This window comes from Citrobacter sp. 21OH12SH02A-Citro, assembly GCF_027919895.1.
Lineage (GTDB): Bacteria > Pseudomonadota > Gammaproteobacteria > Enterobacterales > Enterobacteriaceae > Citrobacter > Citrobacter braakii.
The window spans coordinates 3,798,608-3,814,859 of record NZ_CP114801.1; the positions used below are offsets into that span (position 1 = coordinate 3,798,608).

Annotated in this window: 11 protein-coding genes and 1 pseudogene; 7 read left to right on the plus strand and 5 right to left on the minus strand. The window is 48.8% G+C overall.

Going from position 1 to position 16,252, the window contains the following annotated elements; genetic code table 11:
* The first annotated feature begins 21 nt into the window (after window positions 1-21).
* The 6 genes and pseudogenes from appC to O6D90_RS18505 all read left to right on the plus strand — a co-directional run bounded on the left by appC (window position 22) and on the right by O6D90_RS18505 (window position 7,347).
* Window positions 22-1,566: a cytochrome bd-II oxidase subunit 1 gene (gene appC, locus O6D90_RS18480; RefSeq protein WP_016155778.1), complete on the plus strand. Its 1,545-nt coding sequence runs from the start codon at window positions 22-24 to the stop codon at window positions 1,564-1,566.
* A gap of 11 nt (window positions 1,567-1,577) precedes the next feature.
* Window positions 1,578-2,714: a cytochrome d ubiquinol oxidase subunit II gene (appB, locus tag O6D90_RS18485; protein WP_016155777.1), complete on the plus strand. Its 1,137-nt coding sequence runs from the start codon at window positions 1,578-1,580 to the stop codon at window positions 2,712-2,714.
* A 13-nt stretch (window positions 2,715-2,727) separates the two neighbouring features.
* Window positions 2,728-2,817, plus strand: a complete 90-nt coding sequence (cbdX, locus tag O6D90_RS18490) for a cytochrome bd-II oxidase subunit CbdX (RefSeq protein ID WP_016151902.1) — start codon at window positions 2,728-2,730, stop codon at window positions 2,815-2,817.
* Between the two features lie 408 nt (window positions 2,818-3,225).
* Window positions 3,226-4,620, plus strand: a pseudogene (locus O6D90_RS18495) (tyrosine-type recombinase/integrase).
* A gap of 880 nt (window positions 4,621-5,500) precedes the next feature.
* Window positions 5,501-6,265: a hypothetical protein gene (locus O6D90_RS18500; RefSeq protein WP_016246899.1), complete on the plus strand. Its 765-nt coding sequence runs from the start codon at window positions 5,501-5,503 to the stop codon at window positions 6,263-6,265.
* Window positions 6,266-6,726: 461 nt separating this feature from the next.
* On the plus strand, window positions 6,727-7,347 hold the full coding sequence (locus O6D90_RS18505; protein WP_210761266.1) for an inovirus Gp2 family protein: 621 nt from the start codon (window positions 6,727-6,729) through the stop codon (window positions 7,345-7,347).
* A 73-nt stretch (window positions 7,348-7,420) separates the two neighbouring features.
* Here O6D90_RS18505 and O6D90_RS18510 read toward each other — a convergent pair whose 3' ends face one another.
* The 5 genes from O6D90_RS18510 to O6D90_RS18530 are packed head-to-tail and all read right to left on the minus strand — an operon-like array spanning window position 7,421 to window position 15,291.
* Window positions 7,421-7,915: a helix-turn-helix transcriptional regulator gene (locus tag O6D90_RS18510; protein WP_006809979.1), complete on the minus strand. Its 495-nt coding sequence runs from the start codon at window positions 7,913-7,915 to the stop codon at window positions 7,421-7,423.
* A gap of 34 nt (window positions 7,916-7,949) precedes the next feature.
* Window positions 7,950-11,081 carry a type I restriction endonuclease subunit R gene (locus O6D90_RS18515; RefSeq protein ID WP_271143182.1) on the minus strand — a complete coding sequence of 1,044 codons (3,132 nt, stop codon included), beginning with the start codon at window positions 11,079-11,081 and terminating at the stop codon, window positions 7,950-7,952.
* Window positions 11,081-12,256 (minus strand): DUF4268 domain-containing protein, encoded by a 1,176-nt coding sequence (locus O6D90_RS18520; protein WP_001581473.1) that lies wholly within the window; start codon window positions 12,254-12,256, stop codon window positions 11,081-11,083. The genes O6D90_RS18515 and O6D90_RS18520 overlap by 1 nt, the downstream gene beginning before the upstream one ends.
* The gene (locus O6D90_RS18525; RefSeq protein WP_113372773.1) at window positions 12,249-13,592 is read right to left on the minus strand and encodes a restriction endonuclease subunit S; all 1,344 of its coding nucleotides are present in this window, start codon (window positions 13,590-13,592) and stop codon (window positions 12,249-12,251) included. Before O6D90_RS18525 ends, O6D90_RS18520 begins: the two co-directional genes overlap by 8 nt.
* Window positions 13,582-15,291: a type I restriction-modification system subunit M gene (locus tag O6D90_RS18530; RefSeq protein ID WP_271143183.1), complete on the minus strand. Its 1,710-nt coding sequence runs from the start codon at window positions 15,289-15,291 to the stop codon at window positions 13,582-13,584. Before O6D90_RS18530 ends, O6D90_RS18525 begins: the two co-directional genes overlap by 11 nt.
* Window positions 15,292-15,508: 217 nt before the next feature.
* On the opposite strand from O6D90_RS18530, the gene O6D90_RS18535 reads away from it, so the two are divergent.
* Window positions 15,509-16,206, plus strand: a protein-coding gene (locus O6D90_RS18535) for an IS1 family transposase (protein WP_226856257.1) whose coding sequence is annotated in 2 segments (ribosomal slippage) — window positions 15,509-15,758 and window positions 15,758-16,206 — 699 coding nt in all. Because the reading frame shifts where the segments join, the coding sequence is not laid out codon by codon here.
* The last annotated feature ends 46 nt before the right edge of the window (window positions 16,207-16,252 follow it).

The window sequence follows — 16,252 nt, forward strand, 5'->3', positions numbered from 1 at the left end:
CTAATGCCTGATGGAGTTCGCATGTGGGACGTCATTGACTTATCGCGCTGGCAGTTTGCGCTGACCGCGCTGTACCATTTTCTGTTTGTTCCCCTGACGCTGGGGCTGATTTTTTTGCTGGCCATCATGGAAACCCTGTTCGTGGTGACGGGCAAAACAGTCTACCGCGACATGACGCGTTTCTGGGGAAAGTTATTCGGTATTAACTTTGCGCTCGGTGTGGCGACCGGCCTGACCATGGAGTTTCAGTTCGGGACTAACTGGTCGCTCTATTCCAACTATGTGGGCGATATTTTCGGTGCTCCGCTGGCGATGGAAGCCTTGATGGCTTTCTTTCTTGAATCCACATTCGTGGGGCTGTTCTTCTTCGGCTGGCAGCGCTTAAACAAGTACCAGCATTTACTGGTGACCTGGCTGGTAGCGTTTGGCTCCAATATCTCGGCCCTGTGGATCCTCAACGCCAACGGCTGGATGCAATATCCAACGGGCGCTCACTTTAATATTGATACCCTGCGCATGGAGATGAGCAGCTTTAGCGAGCTGGTTTTTAACCCCATCAGCCAGGTGAAATTTGTGCATACCGTGATGTCCGGTTATGTCACAGGCGCCATGTTTGTGATGTCCATCAGCGCCTGGTATCTGCTGCGTGGTCGCGCTCGCGAGTTCGCCCTGCGCTCCTTCGCGGTAGGTTCCGTCTTTGGCACACTGGCTATCCTCGGCACTCTGCAACTGGGAGATAGCTCAGCCTATGAGGTCGCCCAACGCCAGCCGGTAAAACTGGCGGCAATGGAAGGGGAATGGCAAACCGAACCGGCACCTGCGCCCTTTCATGTGATAGCCTGGCCGCAGCAGGAGCAAGAGCGTAACGCCTTTTCCGTGAAGATACCGGCCCTGCTGGGTATCCTGGCGACTCACTCTTTAGATACGCCAGTTCCGGGGCTGAAGAACCTGATGGCAGACGCGCTACCCCGCCTGCAGCGGGGCCGGGAAGCATGGTTGCTGATGCAGGAAATCGCCAAAGGTAACCGCACGCCTCAGCTACTGCGCGCTTTTCACGCCGTGGAAAAAGATCTGGGTTACGGCATCCTGTTAGCAAACTACGCCCCTGACATGAACCATGTCACGCCAGCGCAATATCAGGCCGCACAACGCGGCGCTATTCCGCAAGTCGCCCCCGTGTTCTGGAGCTTTCGCATCATGATTGGATGCGGTTCCCTTCTGCTGCTGGTGATGGCGATTGCGCTGATACAGACCTTACGCTGGCGTATCGACCAGCATCGCTGGGTACTGCACATAACGCTGTGGAGCCTGCCGCTACCGTGGATTGCCATTGAAGCAGGCTGGTTTATGACGGAGTTTGGCCGCCAGCCGTGGGCGATTCAGGATATTTTGCCGACCTGGTACGCCCACTCTGCGCTGAGCGCGGGCCAACTGGCCTTCTCCATGGGGCTAATCCTCACGCTTTACACCCTGTTTTTAATTGCCGAAGTCTACCTGATGCAAAAATACGCGCGTCTTGGCCCAGATGCGATGCAACGTCAACAACCGGCACAACAACAGGAATAAAGGAGAGCATCATGTTGGATTATGAAACGTTGCGGCTCATTTGGTGGCTGCTGATTGGCATTATTCTGGTGGCCTTTATGGTCACTGACGGGTTTGATATGGGGGTCGGCTGCCTGTTACCGCTGATCGCGCGCAACGATGATGAACGTCGGGTGTTAATCAATAGCGTAGGGGCGCACTGGGAGGGTAACCAGGTGTGGCTCATTCTGGCGGGCGGTGCATTATTCGCAGCCTGGCCGCGCGTCTATGCTGCCGCATTTTCGGGGTTTTATGTGGCGATGATTCTGGTGCTGTGCGCCCTTTTCTTTCGTCCATTGGCCTTTGATTATCGCGGTAAAATAGCGAATGCACGCTGGCGCGCCATGTGGGACACCGGGTTGGTTATCGGCAGCCTGGTGCCACCGGTTATCTTCGGCGTCGCCTTCGGCAATCTGTTCCTGGGGGTGCCTTTTGTGTTCACACCACAATTACACGTGCAATATCTGGGCACTTTCTGGGAATTGCTCTCTCCTTTTGCCCTACTGTGCGGCGCATTAAGCCTGATGTTGGTCATTATGCAGGGGGGCGTGTGGCTCCAGTTGAAAACCGACGGCATTCTTCACCTGCGCGCGCTGTCTGCCACCCGCCGCAGCGCGATGTTAGTGGTGCTCTGCTTCCTGTTAGCCGGGTACTGGCTGTGGACGGGGATCGACGGCTATGTGCTGCTTAGCCAGGATCCTAATGGTCCGTCCAATCCGCTATTAAAGGCAGTAACGACCGCACCGGGCGCGTGGATGGCGCACTTTGAAAATTCACCACTACTGTTGGTTATTCCGTTGTTGGGCATGATTTTTCCAATGCTCGCGATCTATGCCTGCGGGCAACGTCGGGCCGTGTGGGGATTTCTGTTTGCTTCATTGACCCAGACTTGCGTGATCTTCACCGCTGGAATCACCCTGTTTCCATTTGTGATGCCATCCAGCGCATATCCACTCTCTAGCCTGACGGTGTGGGACAGTACCTCCAGCCAGATGACGCTCAATATCATGCTGGTTATCGTGTTGATTTTCCTACCGATAGTTTTGCTTTATACCTTGTGGAGTTATTACAAGATGCTGGGACGAATCAACGTAGAAACCATCCGCCGCCACAACCACGAACTTTATTAGGGAGGACTGTACGATGTGGTATCTGTTTTGGTTTGTCGGCATTCTGCTGATGTGTACGCTCTCCACGCTGGCGCTGGTCTGGCTTGAGTCACGGCAGAAATAGCCCTGCGCGTGCGTTACGCTTCCAGGCTCCCCTGTTTATTCGGGGAGTCTTTATTCGTTCACACAAAAGCAACATGGCTGTACCCAAACCCTGGTTAGCACCAAGCTTTTCTATAAACCGCAGAGCGGTGCTGCAATGGACGTGTTCGAAGAGCGGAAAGGAAATGAGAAGCTATAGAGTGCTAAACCAGTGCGCGAGACAAAAAGAAGGGGATTACATTGAAGATGTGGAGTTGTAACTGCTTGATTGAATGGTGCCGATAATAGGAGTCGAACCTACGACCTTCGCATTACGAATGCGAAGTTTTTATATTTTAACTGCTTGAACAACCATCAGAAATCACAAATTTATCATTTTAAATCATAATATTAAAACAAAAAACCTGTTGATGTAAATTGATGAGTGTTGATGTTTATCCTTTCAATTTACTTACACCAGCCGTTACATTACTGTAAACCGTAATCCCCAACAGGAACCCTAAAAATGGCGCTTTCAAGACAAAAACTAACCTTCGAACGAATTCGAAGATTTACTTTACCTGAAGGGAAAAACCAAGTTTTCCTTTGGGATACGGACGTAACAAGCTTGGCATGTCGAGCAACTCGTGGAGCAAAAGCCTTTGTATTCCAAAGCCTGTATGCGGGAAAAACCCTTCGCATGACCATTGGCAACATTAACGATTGGAGGATTGATGATGCGAGGGCCGAAGCCAGGCGACTGCAAACATTAATCGATACTGGGATAGATCCGCGTATAGCTAAGGCGGAAAAAATTGCTGAAGCGGAATCACAGCAGGCTGAATCTCGTAAAACGAAGGCAACCTTTTCAAGCGCTTGGGAAGATTATCTTGATGAATTGAGAACCGGAATCAGCGCAAAAACTAAACGCCCCTACTCTGCACGCTACATTGCCGATCACGTTAACTTGTCCAGTCGTGGAGGCGAAAGTAAAAAAAGAGGCCGGGGCCCAACCTCACCTGGGCCACTGGCTAGCCTGCTCGACCGACCATTATCAGAACTAACACCAGAGAACATTGCCGAATGGCTAAGTACAGAGAGACAAAATCGGCCTACCGTCACTGCTCATGCCTACCGTCTGTTGCGTGCATTCATCAAATGGGCTAATTACCAGAAAAAATATCAGGGAATAATCGATGGCGATCTTGCACAAGATCATAACGTGAGAAAAATGGTTCCAATATCAGCGAGCAAAGCGGGAGATTGCTTACAAAAAGAACAGCTCAAAAGCTGGTTCAGTGCCGTGCGTAGCCTCAATAATCCCATTGCATCAGCCTATCTCCAAGTGCTTTTGCTCACCGGTGCACGGCGTGAAGAAATTTCCTCACTTCGCTGGTCTGACATAGATTTCAAATGGTCAAGCATGAGAATTAAAGACAAGATCGAAGGCGAGCGAATTATCCCCCTCACTCCCTATGTTTCTGACTTGTTACGCTCACTGATGGAGATCCCCAATCGTGGTACAAACGAGGAGAATTGGGTTTTCAGAAGTAACAGCAAAAGTGGCAAAATTATTGAACCGCGTTCAGCACATAATAGAGCATTAACTCGCGCGGAGTTACCACATATCAGCTTGCACGGATTGCGCCGTAGTTTTGGGACCCTCGCTGAATGGGTCGAAGTACCAACAGGTATTGTTGCGCAGATTATGGGCCATAAGCCTAGCGCTCTTGCTGAAAAGCACTATCGCCGCCGTCCATTAGATTTGCTAAGAAAATGGCATGAAAAAGTTGAATTATGGATCTTAGAAGAAGCAAAAATAAAAAACAACGTTGATAAGCGTTGATTTTATCAAATATCAACAACTTACATAAAATCACATGTGTTGACAGAAATTTTTTTTCAGTTATCTTTTATTACTGCTAACTACATTCACTCACTAAGCAGGAGATTAACTACAGTGACTAACCCAATAACTGTATCAAGAGAAGACCGAAGTGCGGAAATCAGAGCGAGATGGGGTTTACATCCGACTAAAAACAAAAGTTCTAATTTTTGGGAAACAACAATTCAGCGTTTTAATAATAGTAGTACTGACCGAATACTACCTCTTTGGCACCGTGTTTCAAAACTTTTAGTTGCTATTAGGAATGTAGTCAATACTATAACATGCCCTTTTCCACCAAAGGGGAATACTTCCCGCTCACGCCGAAGTTCAACAACGTCATCAAAAAACTCATCATCATCTTCATCGGATGGTAGTAGTAGCGACCCCGATCCCGATAGAGACCCCATATTCACCCCTTTTCATTTCATTCTTTCATCTCTGTTAAAAACAATGATCGTCTTATTTGCCCACATATCAAATGTTGGGGTGATGAAATGAGCGATATCAAACATCAAAAACCCTCTCAGTCACAACTAATTTCTACCCGCGAGTTAGCTAATATTATTGGCTATGAAGTACAAACTATTCGAGCTTGGCTTTGCAAAGACAAACTGCCTAATGGTTTACCGCGACCGAAGAAAATTAAAAACCGACACTATTGGTCACGTAAAGACATTGATAGATACCTATTAACCTTCTCAGTATATAGTAACTAATAGAGGCCTCCCCCGGCTATTCTAAAGAATAGCCGGGTTAGTTAATACAAACCTTCCATTAACAATGGGGGGAGATTAATACTATTTATCACATCTCACATTAACAAAATTCAAGGTCACATATGAAAAAACGCATCACTTTCAGCGTAAACAATAGTTCTACTATTGATGCAATTGACGACTATAGCAATGCAAAAGGATACTCCAGGTCAGAGGTGATATCATTTTTATTAAACGCCACAGTCCCAGCATTGAATAAAATAACATCGCAATATCATATAGCTCAAACTTTGGAGTCAACATTAGGCTGTATTTTTGAAGAGAAGGCCCCGTCAATAGCACGGGGGGAGCCAAAATTAACTTACGAAGAGTTTTTTCATTCCGTCTGGAACACTCACATTCGACACCGGAACGAGGTTATCGACCAGAATTTTTATGCACACAAAATATCTCATGATAAGATGGGGAAGAGTGAAAAAAAATTAATTCATGAAAAGCTCACATACATTATAAAAAGCTTCAATGTAAAAAAAGCAATTTTTATTTACACAGATCGGCGCGTGAACCACAAACATCTAATTGCAGGAGGGTTGTCAAATATCATACTGATAAAGGAAACAGTTTACGATGGTTGTTTTTTTGATTTGAGCAGCATTGTGATTATGCCAATCTTTGAACTTATTACATTTGGAATTGAAGAGGTATTGAAAAGAAATAAAATCCACCATAAACAATCATGCTATTGCTGGATACCAATTTATTACACAAATGATCTAGCGGTAATGGTCCCGGTGATTGCCGAAGGCGATACACCTCAAAAGGCGATGAAAGGAGGAGATGCCATCATTATTAACCCCTTTAACGGTGAAGTAAACCATACTTTCTGATACCAATGTTAAGCATAACCACTTAGTTGCATACATCTCGACAGTATGGAGTTAGTACCTAATAGCTTGATGAGGGTAAAAGATGCCTACTAACAAAGCAAAATCAAAGAAAATTCTAGGAAGGCCTGAAGGAAGTAAATATTACCATTTAATTCAGAGTGAGAAGGCTAAGCATTACTCTCAATCCAAGGTGGCAAAGATCTTAGGAATAAGTATTTCCACGGTAAAAAGACACTGGGATAATGGCATCTTTGGGTGATTATAATTGCAGAGTTGCTTTTTAAGTATTTTACTGCATGGGTAATGGGTTGATAACAAGTTTTATTGTTGGAAAGGTATTATACAACAGTCATTACTATTAATAGTTAATTAATATAACTAACCACAGACATTCAGCTATGTCTGATCATTTTACTGTATACGGCTATCATAAGCCGTAGGGCTAACAACAGGATCGAAGCATGGAATTATATCATGGTTCCCATGGTGAGCATGTGCTCGCCTATAAAAAACATATTGAACGAGTCGTCAATGATGCTATCAGTGAATTCCCCAGAACAATGGCGTTACGTGTTGATGTTCATTATCCACCCATTTTAGACAGAGGTGACACTGTTTGCTGTTTTCCTAATCTAGAGCCTGGTGCTATATCCCGTTTCCGTAATGCGTTAAATGCAATGCTGGAGGCCAATGAGAAAGCCAGAGCAGCTAACGGTAAACGAATTTATCCAAATCGTGTTCGTCATGTTTGGGTAAGGGAGTTTTCCGAAGAGGGGAAATGTCATTTTCATATTGGTCTTTTTTTTAACAAAGATGCTTATTACCATTTAGGTGATTATGAGGCCGAAAGCAATTTAAGGATGATGATTGTAAGAGCATGGTATAGCGCACTGGGATTGGAACTGGATGATTATCCGGGATTGGTTCACTACCCTGAAAATTGTCGTTATATATTAGACGTCAATGATTTTAACTTTGAAGGAGAATACAATAAATTACTGAATCGTCTTGACTACCTGGCTAAACTTGATACAAAAGTATACGGAGATGGCGACCGTAGCTTCGGCTGCAGTCGCGGGTAATTTATTTTTTTACAGAAATGGCCTTTCTTATGGATGGAAAGGCCAAACCCATCAGTTAAAGATGGTTGTTTTACTATAATCCAACGACCTCATCCCCGATATTAGTCAAAATCATTAATTCTTTAATCTCTCGTTGTGCCAACTGTAATTCAAACTGCTCTTGAATTAACATCCACTTCGACCAACTTCCACCGACTACATGCGATAACCGGAGTGCCATAGCTTTCGTCAGTGAAACTGAACCGTTCAACAATTCAACTATCTCTTGCTCGCGACATCCCATGTAAACCGAAAATTTATTCAGTCCTATATTTGATACCGCTAGTATTTCGGCCAGTTTAATGCCGGGATGATCAGGAAGTAAGGTCATGCCGTATTCATCCTGATAAATTCCATAAATAGAACAGCCAGTTTCTCTCAGTTCTCGTAAATTCTTCCCTGCAAACTTCAGCTCGTGTGAAAGCCCGAGAAACTCACCAGTAAATTCATATTCTGCTTCAGGCCTATGGTGGCATTTGATCAATGCAAATGCCGCCCCTACTTTTTCAACTGTTACAGTAACCGACATTGAACCACCTCCGTCAAGATAATCGATGAACGTTTTAGACTGTCCAGCTGTTCGACACCATTTCTGCCTGCTTCAAAATCAGTTCCACGGCGCCCGGCGTTTTGTCCGGCGGATACTTATACTTACGCAGCGTCTGGCGCACCAGAATACGCAATCGGGCACGCACGCTTTCACGCACCTGCCAGTCCACGGTGGTGGACTGCCGCAATTTCAATGTCACTTCGATGGCCAGCTTTCTCAGCGTATCATCGCCCAGTTCACGCACTGCACTTTCATTTTCAGCCAGCGCATCATAGAAGGCGATTTCATCCGGGGTCAGCCCTAACGCATCATCACGCGCCATCGCCTCCTGGAACGCTTTCGCCATCTGGATCAGCTCTTCAATCACCTGCGCGGTCTCAATGGCGCGGTTATTGTATTTGAGCAGCACCGCTTTCAGTCGGTCGGAGTATTTCTTCTGCTGCACCACGTTATTGCCCGAACGGGCATGAATGCCGTCATTGAGCAGTTTTTCCAGCAGTTCCACTGCCAGATTACGCTGCGGCATTTCCCGCACTTCTTCCAAAAACTCATCGGACAGCAAACCTATGTTCGGTTTATCCAGCCCGGCGAGTGCGAAGACATCCTCAACCCCGGTCGCGACAACCGCGTTATCGAGGATCTTGCTCAGAAGAGAGTTTTTTTCTGACTGGCTAAACTTTGCCTTCGGATCGAGCTTGATAAGCCCCACCCTGACCGCCGAAAGAAACGCGAACTCCTCCTGTAAGGGTTTCGCCTCATCCAGCGTATTACACAGTGACCAGGCTTTACTCATCGCCAGCGAAACATCGAGGTAGCGTTTTTTACCGTCATCCAGTCCCAGAATGTAGTTCACGGCATCACGCAAGAAGGCCAGCGGATCGCGGGAGAAGCCCGTGTAATCAAATCCCGGCTTACCCGCCGAACGGGCAAACATCCCATGAATGACATCCATTTTTTCCAGCAGAATCGCAAAGGCTTCCCTGGCATCGACCGTTGTCTGTCCTTTGCCTTTTGAATCGGTATAGGTTTTCAGCGCCTGCTTCAGCTCGTTGGCAATGCCGATATAATCCACCACCAGCCCGCCGGGTTTATCCCGGAACACACGGTTAACGCGGGCAATCGCCTGCATCAAATTATGGCCGCGCATCGGTTTGTCGATATACATGGTGTGACAGCATGGGGCATCAAACCCGGTCAGCCACATATCCCGCACAATCACCAGTTTCAGCGGATCGTTCAGATCTTTAAAGCGGGCTTCCAGGCGTTTTTTGGTCTGTTTGTTGTAAATATGCGATTGCAGGTGATCTTTATCTGACGCCGATCCGGTCATGATGACTTTGATCGCCCCTTGTTCAACGTCTTCACTGTGCCATTCAGGGCGTATCGCCACGATGGCATCGTACAGTTTCACGCAGATCTCGCGGCTCATGGCGACAACCATCGCCTTGCCGTTCATGGCAGTGTTACGTGTTTCAAAATGCTGAACCAGATCGGCGGCGACCTGCTGAATACGTGGCTCTGAACCGACCAGCTTTTCCAGACGGCTCCAGTCACCTTTGGTTTTTTCTTGCTGGCCCGTTTCTTCGTCTTCTACCAGTTCATCGACCTGATCAGAGAGCGTTTCCAGCTCGTCATGGTTCAGATCGAGTTTTGCCAGCCGGGATTCGTAGTAAATCGGCACCGTCGCGCCATCATCAACCGCATCCTGAATATCGTAGATAGAGACATAATCACCGAACACGGCACGGGTATCTTTATCTTCCGAGGCAATCGGCGTACCAGTGAAGCCCATAAACGACGCATTCGGTAGCGCATCGCGCATATGCTTGGCGTAGCCGTATTTATAGGCCCCGGTTTGCCGGTCCAGCGTGGCGCTCAGGCCATATTGGCTGCGGTGCGCTTCATCGGAAATCACCACGATGTTGCTGCGGACGTTAAGTGCCGGATGGCTCTGTTCACTGTCCAGCGGCGCAAACTTCTGCACGGTGGTAAAGATAATGCCGCCGGATTCACGGGCGTTGAGCAGCTCGCGCAGTTCGTCGCGGTCGTTGGCCTGTAACGGCGTTTGCTTGAGTAAATCATGCGCCTGGCAAAACGTGGCGTAGAGCTGCCCGTCAAGATCGTTACGGTCGGTCACCACGACGATGGTCGGATTATTCATCTCTGTTTGTTGCAGCAGCTTTCCGGCGTAACAGCACATGGAGATACTTTTGCCGGAGCCCTGGGTATGCCACACCACGCCCGCTTTTTTACTGCCGGGGGTAATGTTGCTGCGCAGCGGAAGATGTTTACCGGTAGAGGCCACAATCGTTGCCGCAACCGCTTCACGCACCGCGTGGAACTGATGGTAAGCGGCAATCTTTTTGATAAGCCGTTTGCCATCGTTTTCAAACAGCACAAAGAAACGAATGTAATCGAGCAGCAGTTCGCTATTAAAGAAGCCCTGCACTACCGTTTTAAGCTGCCAGTGAAACTGCGGTTTATCATCTTCGTTCGCCACCGTTTTCCACGGCAGAAAACGCTCTTCATCAGCGGTCAGAGAGCCGATACGCGCATTTTGCCCGTCGCTCACTACCAGCGCTTCGTTACAGATAAACAGGTCGCTGAGTTCGTTTTTATAGGTCTGCAGCTGGTTAAACGCAGCCCAGATATCGGCATTGGCATCAATCGGGCTTTTCAGCTCAATCACCGCCACCGGCAGGCCGTTGATATAGCAGATAATATCCGGACGACGAACCTGTTTTATCCCCTGAATAGCCACCTGATTTACGACCATAAAGCGGTTATTGCCGGGATGGTTGAAATCCATCAGCAGGGCTTTATCGTGAACCGTTTTGTCTTCACGCTTGTACTCAACGGGTACGCCGTCGAGCAACAGGTGATGGAATGCTTTGTTGCTGACGACCAGATCCGGGCTTTCGGGGCGGGTAATACGGAGTATCACCTCTTCCAGCACGGAAACAGGGAGATGGGGGTTGATGGTTTGCAGCTGCTCCAGCATCACCGGGCGCAGAAACACATCATGAAATGAAGCACGCAGCGGGTTGTCGCCATCCGGCGCGATATCTGGCCCGTGCAGCACTTCCCAGTCCTGTTCAGCAAACCATTTCAGGCATTGCTGCTCTAAATCGTCTTCGCTCAGCATTACTCTTCCTCTCCCTCGGTGATCATACCGGTCTGTTTCAGCTCAATCGCCAGTTCCAGCAGGCTCGGGCGGATCGCTTTTTCCAGACGGTTCATGCTATCCATCATCCAGTCGATAATGACAGGCCAGATCTCTTTATTGCCGCCGTCAAACGTCTTTGAACAGACGATCTGGCAGCTTTTTCGCTCTGGCAGCAACCGCCAGTCGAGCGGCTCGCCAAACAGCGATTCAATGTGCGTTTTACGTTCCTGAAGGCGTTCAAATAACCAGGTGTTTTCCAGCGCATCTCCGCGCGAAATATTGAGCTGCACGCGAGCGTCTTTCTGGGAAAAGATAAGCTCAAACGGCACGCCGCTAACGCCCGACCCGGCAGCCAGCCAGTGATCGGTTGAGGGAGCGCGGTTGTTAAACAGTGAACAGGGGCTGGTGCGGAATTTTTCCAGCGCCATCGTCCAGAACTCGCGGCGCAGATAGTGACGCTGCTGCAGTTCGCTACTGCTGGAGGTGGACTGCTCTTCCGCCTCTTTTTGCGCCATGCCAATCATGTACGACTCCGCTTCCGGGGTTGGGATAACCTGGCGGATATCGACAAACACGTCTTCACCAAAACGGTAGGGGGTCACTTTGAAGCACTGGGCGCGGATACCAAACTGCATCAACCACAGCGCGGTATTGGTGACCTCTTTGCGGAAATTGGCCGCAACCATGATGACGCGCTGGGTGCCTTTGCGGTTGAGCACCCCTTCTTTCAGGCTTTCCCAGCCCATAAATTCGGCGATGACCTCTGCCGCCTGGCGGTTCTCGTTGGGCTCATACTGATCCAGATAAAGCTGGAAGATCTCCACCACGCTCTCCTGACGCAGGTTGGCGCAGTAGCCGGCATATTTCAGCGCCTGCCAGACGACGTCGCGCCCGGAATCATCAAGCTTATTTTCGATGATGACCAGGTTGCCTTTTTTATCGAGCGCCAGCAGATCGAGACGTTCTTTGGTGTCGTCAAAACCGGCGAACTCTTTCTGGATAATCAGCAACTCATCGTCGTTGTCGCGGGTTAACGCCTGGGGATTCTTTGCCAGCCACTCCTGCAGGTGATCGCGCTCGCGAAAGCCGAGGCTGCTGAACGACACCTCTTGCAGAGAATGCAGACTATTGGTCGGCGTATCGACTTTATACATTTTCCGCCTCACTTACCGCCTGCTCGGCTTCCGGTAGGGTGATTTCACCCGAGAGGAGTTTGGGGAGAAGGGTGTCGCGGAGTAATGCCAAAGATTGAGAGTGTTTTAAATTTACATGTGCACGCTGATGCAAAAGCAAGGCTGATGATTCAAACAAATTTACTAATGCCATAGGGGGGAGTGGATAGCTCAAACTATGTATATGATTACGGTTCAAAGAAGGAACAGCTGAACCTGCATTAAACGCTTTCATATCTAATAGTCGCAGCAACTCATAAGCGTAACAGGGTGTTGCACGTTTGAATTCCTTTACCCAAAGGGTTGTATTCAATGGCCAATAATCTTCAAGCGTTAAATAAACTTTACCAAGCACACCAGAACGACCAGTTATAACGCCCGGAGCTTTAGCCATTGCCACATTATGAGTACCGTTGGGGCCACTGGCGGCAATCAGAGGAAACTCACCATCTTTTCGTGCCGATGAAGGGAGATCAAAACCTCTCTGTAATACCAACAAATCTTGAAGCTTCCCTAACTCCCATGTCACAGGGATATTTCCCAACTCACTATCCTGCATCGCAGACGGAAACAGTTCTGCCGTGGCTTTTAGCTCGGCATACTGCTCAGGGTGTTCACGCTCAAAAACCTCCAGCGCATCAGTATCTTTCCCGGAAATAACCGTCATGGCGGCGAGCGTCGCGTCTTCCTGCGAACCACCCGCTTCCAGCACTGCCATTTTGGCTTTTACCGGTTCAAAATCGACAAACCAGCTTTTGAACAGGGCTTGCGCCATTTGTTCGAGAGTATGGTTGATTTCGGTATTTACTTCTATTTTTGTATCCAAGGAGTCAAGTATTAAAGCGATTTTATTTTGCACGGGTTTAACGGGTAATGAAACCTTAAATTGGCTAAAGTGCCCCTTATTCAAAATTGGGGTTGCACTTCCTCCAGCAATTGCTTTGAAATCATCCTGCAGAGTTGAAAGATAATAATAGACATACTTGTAATCAAAATGTTCTGAATCTACAACGATGGCATTTATCTGCTGATTAGTAATGCTTTCACCGGGTAATAAAACCGTTTTCCCCATATCTGAACCAATACAAGATACCGCAATACTATTTTGAGGCAGTAAGCAATTCCGCACCGCTTCGACACCCTGGGAAGACAAATACCTTTCGGTTTTATCTATAAGTCTACGACCGTCCATATCTTTTGGCGTTACAAAAGGAATACCTTGTGCGCTAAAAGCATCACTAATTTTGGAAGGCGGTGTTTTACCAGTGATAACTTTACCTAGATCCTCAATTTTGTATTCATATAACTCAAAACTCATAACCCAATCCCCCCAGATTCGCCTTAATCTGCTTCTCCAGCTCAGCGCTCTCTTCCAGTTGCTCTTTCAACTGCTCGGTCAGTCGCGCCATCTTCTCGGCAAAGGGTTCATCGTCTTCTTCCTGCTCGACAGCACCGACATAACGGCCTGGGGTTAGCACAAAGTCGTTTTTCTGGATATCTTCCAGCGTTGCGGAGAAGCAGAACCCGGCTTCGTCTTCGTAGTTTTTATCCGCCTGCCAGTTCTGGAAGGTGTCGGCAATTTTGGCGATATCCTCACGGGTAAAATCGCGCAATACGCGGTCTTTCATATAGCCAATCTGGCGGGCGTCGATAAACAGCACCTGGCCTTTGCGGTGGACTTTACCGTTGCCGCCGGATTTGTCTTTGGTCAGGAACCAGATGCAGGCCGGGATTTGGGTGTTGGTAAACAGCTGTCCCGGCAGCGCCACCATACACTCCACCAGATCGGCTTCGATCAGATTGCGGCGGATCTCGCCTTCGTTGTTGGTGTTGGAACTCATCGAGCCGTTGGCCAGCAGCAGCGCCATCGAGCCTTTCGGCGCCAGGTGGTGGATCATGTGCTGCATCCATGCGAAGTTGGCGTTGCCCTGCGGCGGCGTGCCGTATTTCCAACGCACGTCGTTTTCCAGCTTCGCGTTCCACCACTCTTTCATGTTGAACGGTGGGTTAGCCATAACGAAGTCGGCGCGCAGATCCGGATGCTGGTCGTCCAGCAGGGTATCGGCATTTTTCGTACCAAAATTAAAGTCGATGCCACGGATTGCCATGTTCATCGCCGCCAGCTTCCAGGTGGTCGGGTTGGATTCCTGACCGTAAACGGAGATTTTCTGCTTCTGCTCAGCGGCGTTGTACTGCTTCTCGCCCGCGTGCTCTTCAATAAAACGGTCACTGGACACGAAGAACCCGCCGGAACCCATCGCCGGGTCATACACACGGCCGTTATACGGCTGTAGGCATTCAACAATCAGGGTCACGATGCTTTTTGGCGTGTAATACTGGCCGCCCTGCTTACCTTCCGCCAGCGCGAACTGGCCGAGGAAATATTCGTACACGTGACCGAGAATATCTTTGCTCTTTAAGTTGAGCTTCTTGCCGTTATATTCCGGGTTGCTGAAGTTGGCGTCAGAGAAAGTATTAATCAGCCCGGTCAACACTTCGTTGCCCAATTGATACTGGCTGATACGGTTCAGAATACCTTTCAGCTTCGGGTTGGTTTTTTCGATTTCATCGAGCGCGTTATCCACCAGCCAGGACACAGAGCGCAGCGTCACATCCTTGCCGGTGGTTTCATCCACCCACAGCACGGTGCCGGTCGGCAACATGGCTTTGTTTTTCAGCGTGTCCCAGCGCGCGGCTTTCGGCACCCAGAAGATGTTCTTTTCGGTGTAGTAATCTTCCACCTCCAGTTCATCCACAATCGCCTGTGCGTACTCTTCATCAGAGTCGTAACCGTCGCGCGACATGGCATAGATGTTGTCCGGGTTGCCGACATCGCGGAACAAGGTGATTAGCTCCTGCTGACGCGCCTCGAAGGCATCGGACACATACTTGAGGAAGATAAGCCCCAGCACCACGTGCTTGTAGTTGGCGGCATCCATGTTGGCGCGTAGCTTGTCGGCGGCTTTCCAGAATTTGTTATCCAGCTCGTTCAGGAACTGTTGTTCGGCGTTGTTCATGAAAATCCTCAGGGGCGATCGCAGCGATAGTGCAAACATGCCTATCTTAAATTTGGTTTTGGAATGCTAATCGCAAAATGATACCCGGAATGACTAGGTTCATAAACGAGATAGCGCAAAGAAGTGGAAGATGGGCTATGGCTAAGTTGACATTAAGTTCCGGGTAATGGTGCCAACTTACTGATTTAGTGTATGATGGTGTTTTTGAGGTGCTCCCGTGGCTTCCATCTCCATCAGTTGTCCCTCCTGCTCAGCTACTGAAGGCGTGGTGCGTAACGGTAAAAGTACTGCCGGACATCAGCGCTATCTCTGCTCTCACTGCCGTAAAACATGGCAACTGCAGTTCACTTACACCGCTTCTCAACCCGGTACGCACCAGAAAATCATTGATATGGCCATGAATGGCGTTGGATGCCGGGCAACCGCCCGCATTATGGGCGTTGGCCTCAACACGATTTTACGTCACTTAAAAAACTCAGGCCGCAGTCGGTAACCTCGCGCATACAGCCGGGCAGTGATGTGATTGTCTGCGCTGAAATGGACGAACAGTGGGGCTACGTCGGTGCTAAATCACGTCAGCGCTGGCTGTTTTACGCGTATGACAGGATACGGAGGACGGTTGTGGCGCACGTCTTCGGTGAACGCACTCTGGCCACACTGGAGCGTCTTCTGAGCCTGCTGTCGGCCTTTGAGGTCGTGGTATGGATGACGGATGGCTGGCCGCTGTATGAATCCCGCCTGAAGGGAAAGCTGCACGTAATCAGCAAGCGTTACACTCAGCGCATTGAGCGACATAACCTGAATCTGAGACAACATCTGGCAAGGCTGGGACGGAAGTCACTGTCGTTCTCAAAATCGGTGGAGCTGCATGACAAAGTCATCGGGCATTATCTGAACATAAAACGCCATCAGTAAGTTGGAGTCATTACCTAAATACTACTAATATTGAGAGGCCAAGCAG

What these genes read in the sequence shown, in the direction of transcription:
- appC (WP_016155778.1), top strand. Translation starts at nt 22, where the DNA reads ATGTGGGACGTCATTGACTTATCGCGCTGGCAGTTTGCGCTGACCGCG.
- appB (WP_016155777.1), top strand. Translation starts at nt 1,578, where the DNA reads ATGTTGGATTATGAAACGTTGCGGCTCATTTGGTGGCTGCTGATTGGC.
- cbdX (WP_016151902.1), top strand. Translation starts at nt 2,728, where the DNA reads ATGTGGTATCTGTTTTGGTTTGTCGGCATTCTGCTGATGTGTACGCTC.
- O6D90_RS18500 (WP_016246899.1), top strand. Translation starts at nt 5,501, where the DNA reads ATGAAAAAACGCATCACTTTCAGCGTAAACAATAGTTCTACTATTGAT.
- O6D90_RS18505 (WP_210761266.1), top strand. Translation starts at nt 6,727, where the DNA reads ATGGAATTATATCATGGTTCCCATGGTGAGCATGTGCTCGCCTATAAA.
- O6D90_RS18510 (WP_006809979.1), bottom strand. Translation starts at nt 7,915, where the DNA reads ATGTCGGTTACTGTAACAGTTGAAAAAGTAGGGGCGGCATTTGCATTG.
- O6D90_RS18515 (WP_271143182.1), bottom strand. Translation starts at nt 11,081, where the DNA reads ATGCTGAGCGAAGACGATTTAGAGCAGCAATGCCTGAAATGGTTTGCT.
- O6D90_RS18520 (WP_001581473.1), bottom strand. Translation starts at nt 12,256, where the DNA reads ATGTATAAAGTCGATACGCCGACCAATAGTCTGCATTCTCTGCAAGAG.
- O6D90_RS18525 (WP_113372773.1), bottom strand. Translation starts at nt 13,592, where the DNA reads ATGAGTTTTGAGTTATATGAATACAAAATTGAGGATCTAGGTAAAGTT.
- O6D90_RS18530 (WP_271143183.1), bottom strand. Translation starts at nt 15,291, where the DNA reads ATGAACAACGCCGAACAACAGTTCCTGAACGAGCTGGATAACAAATTC.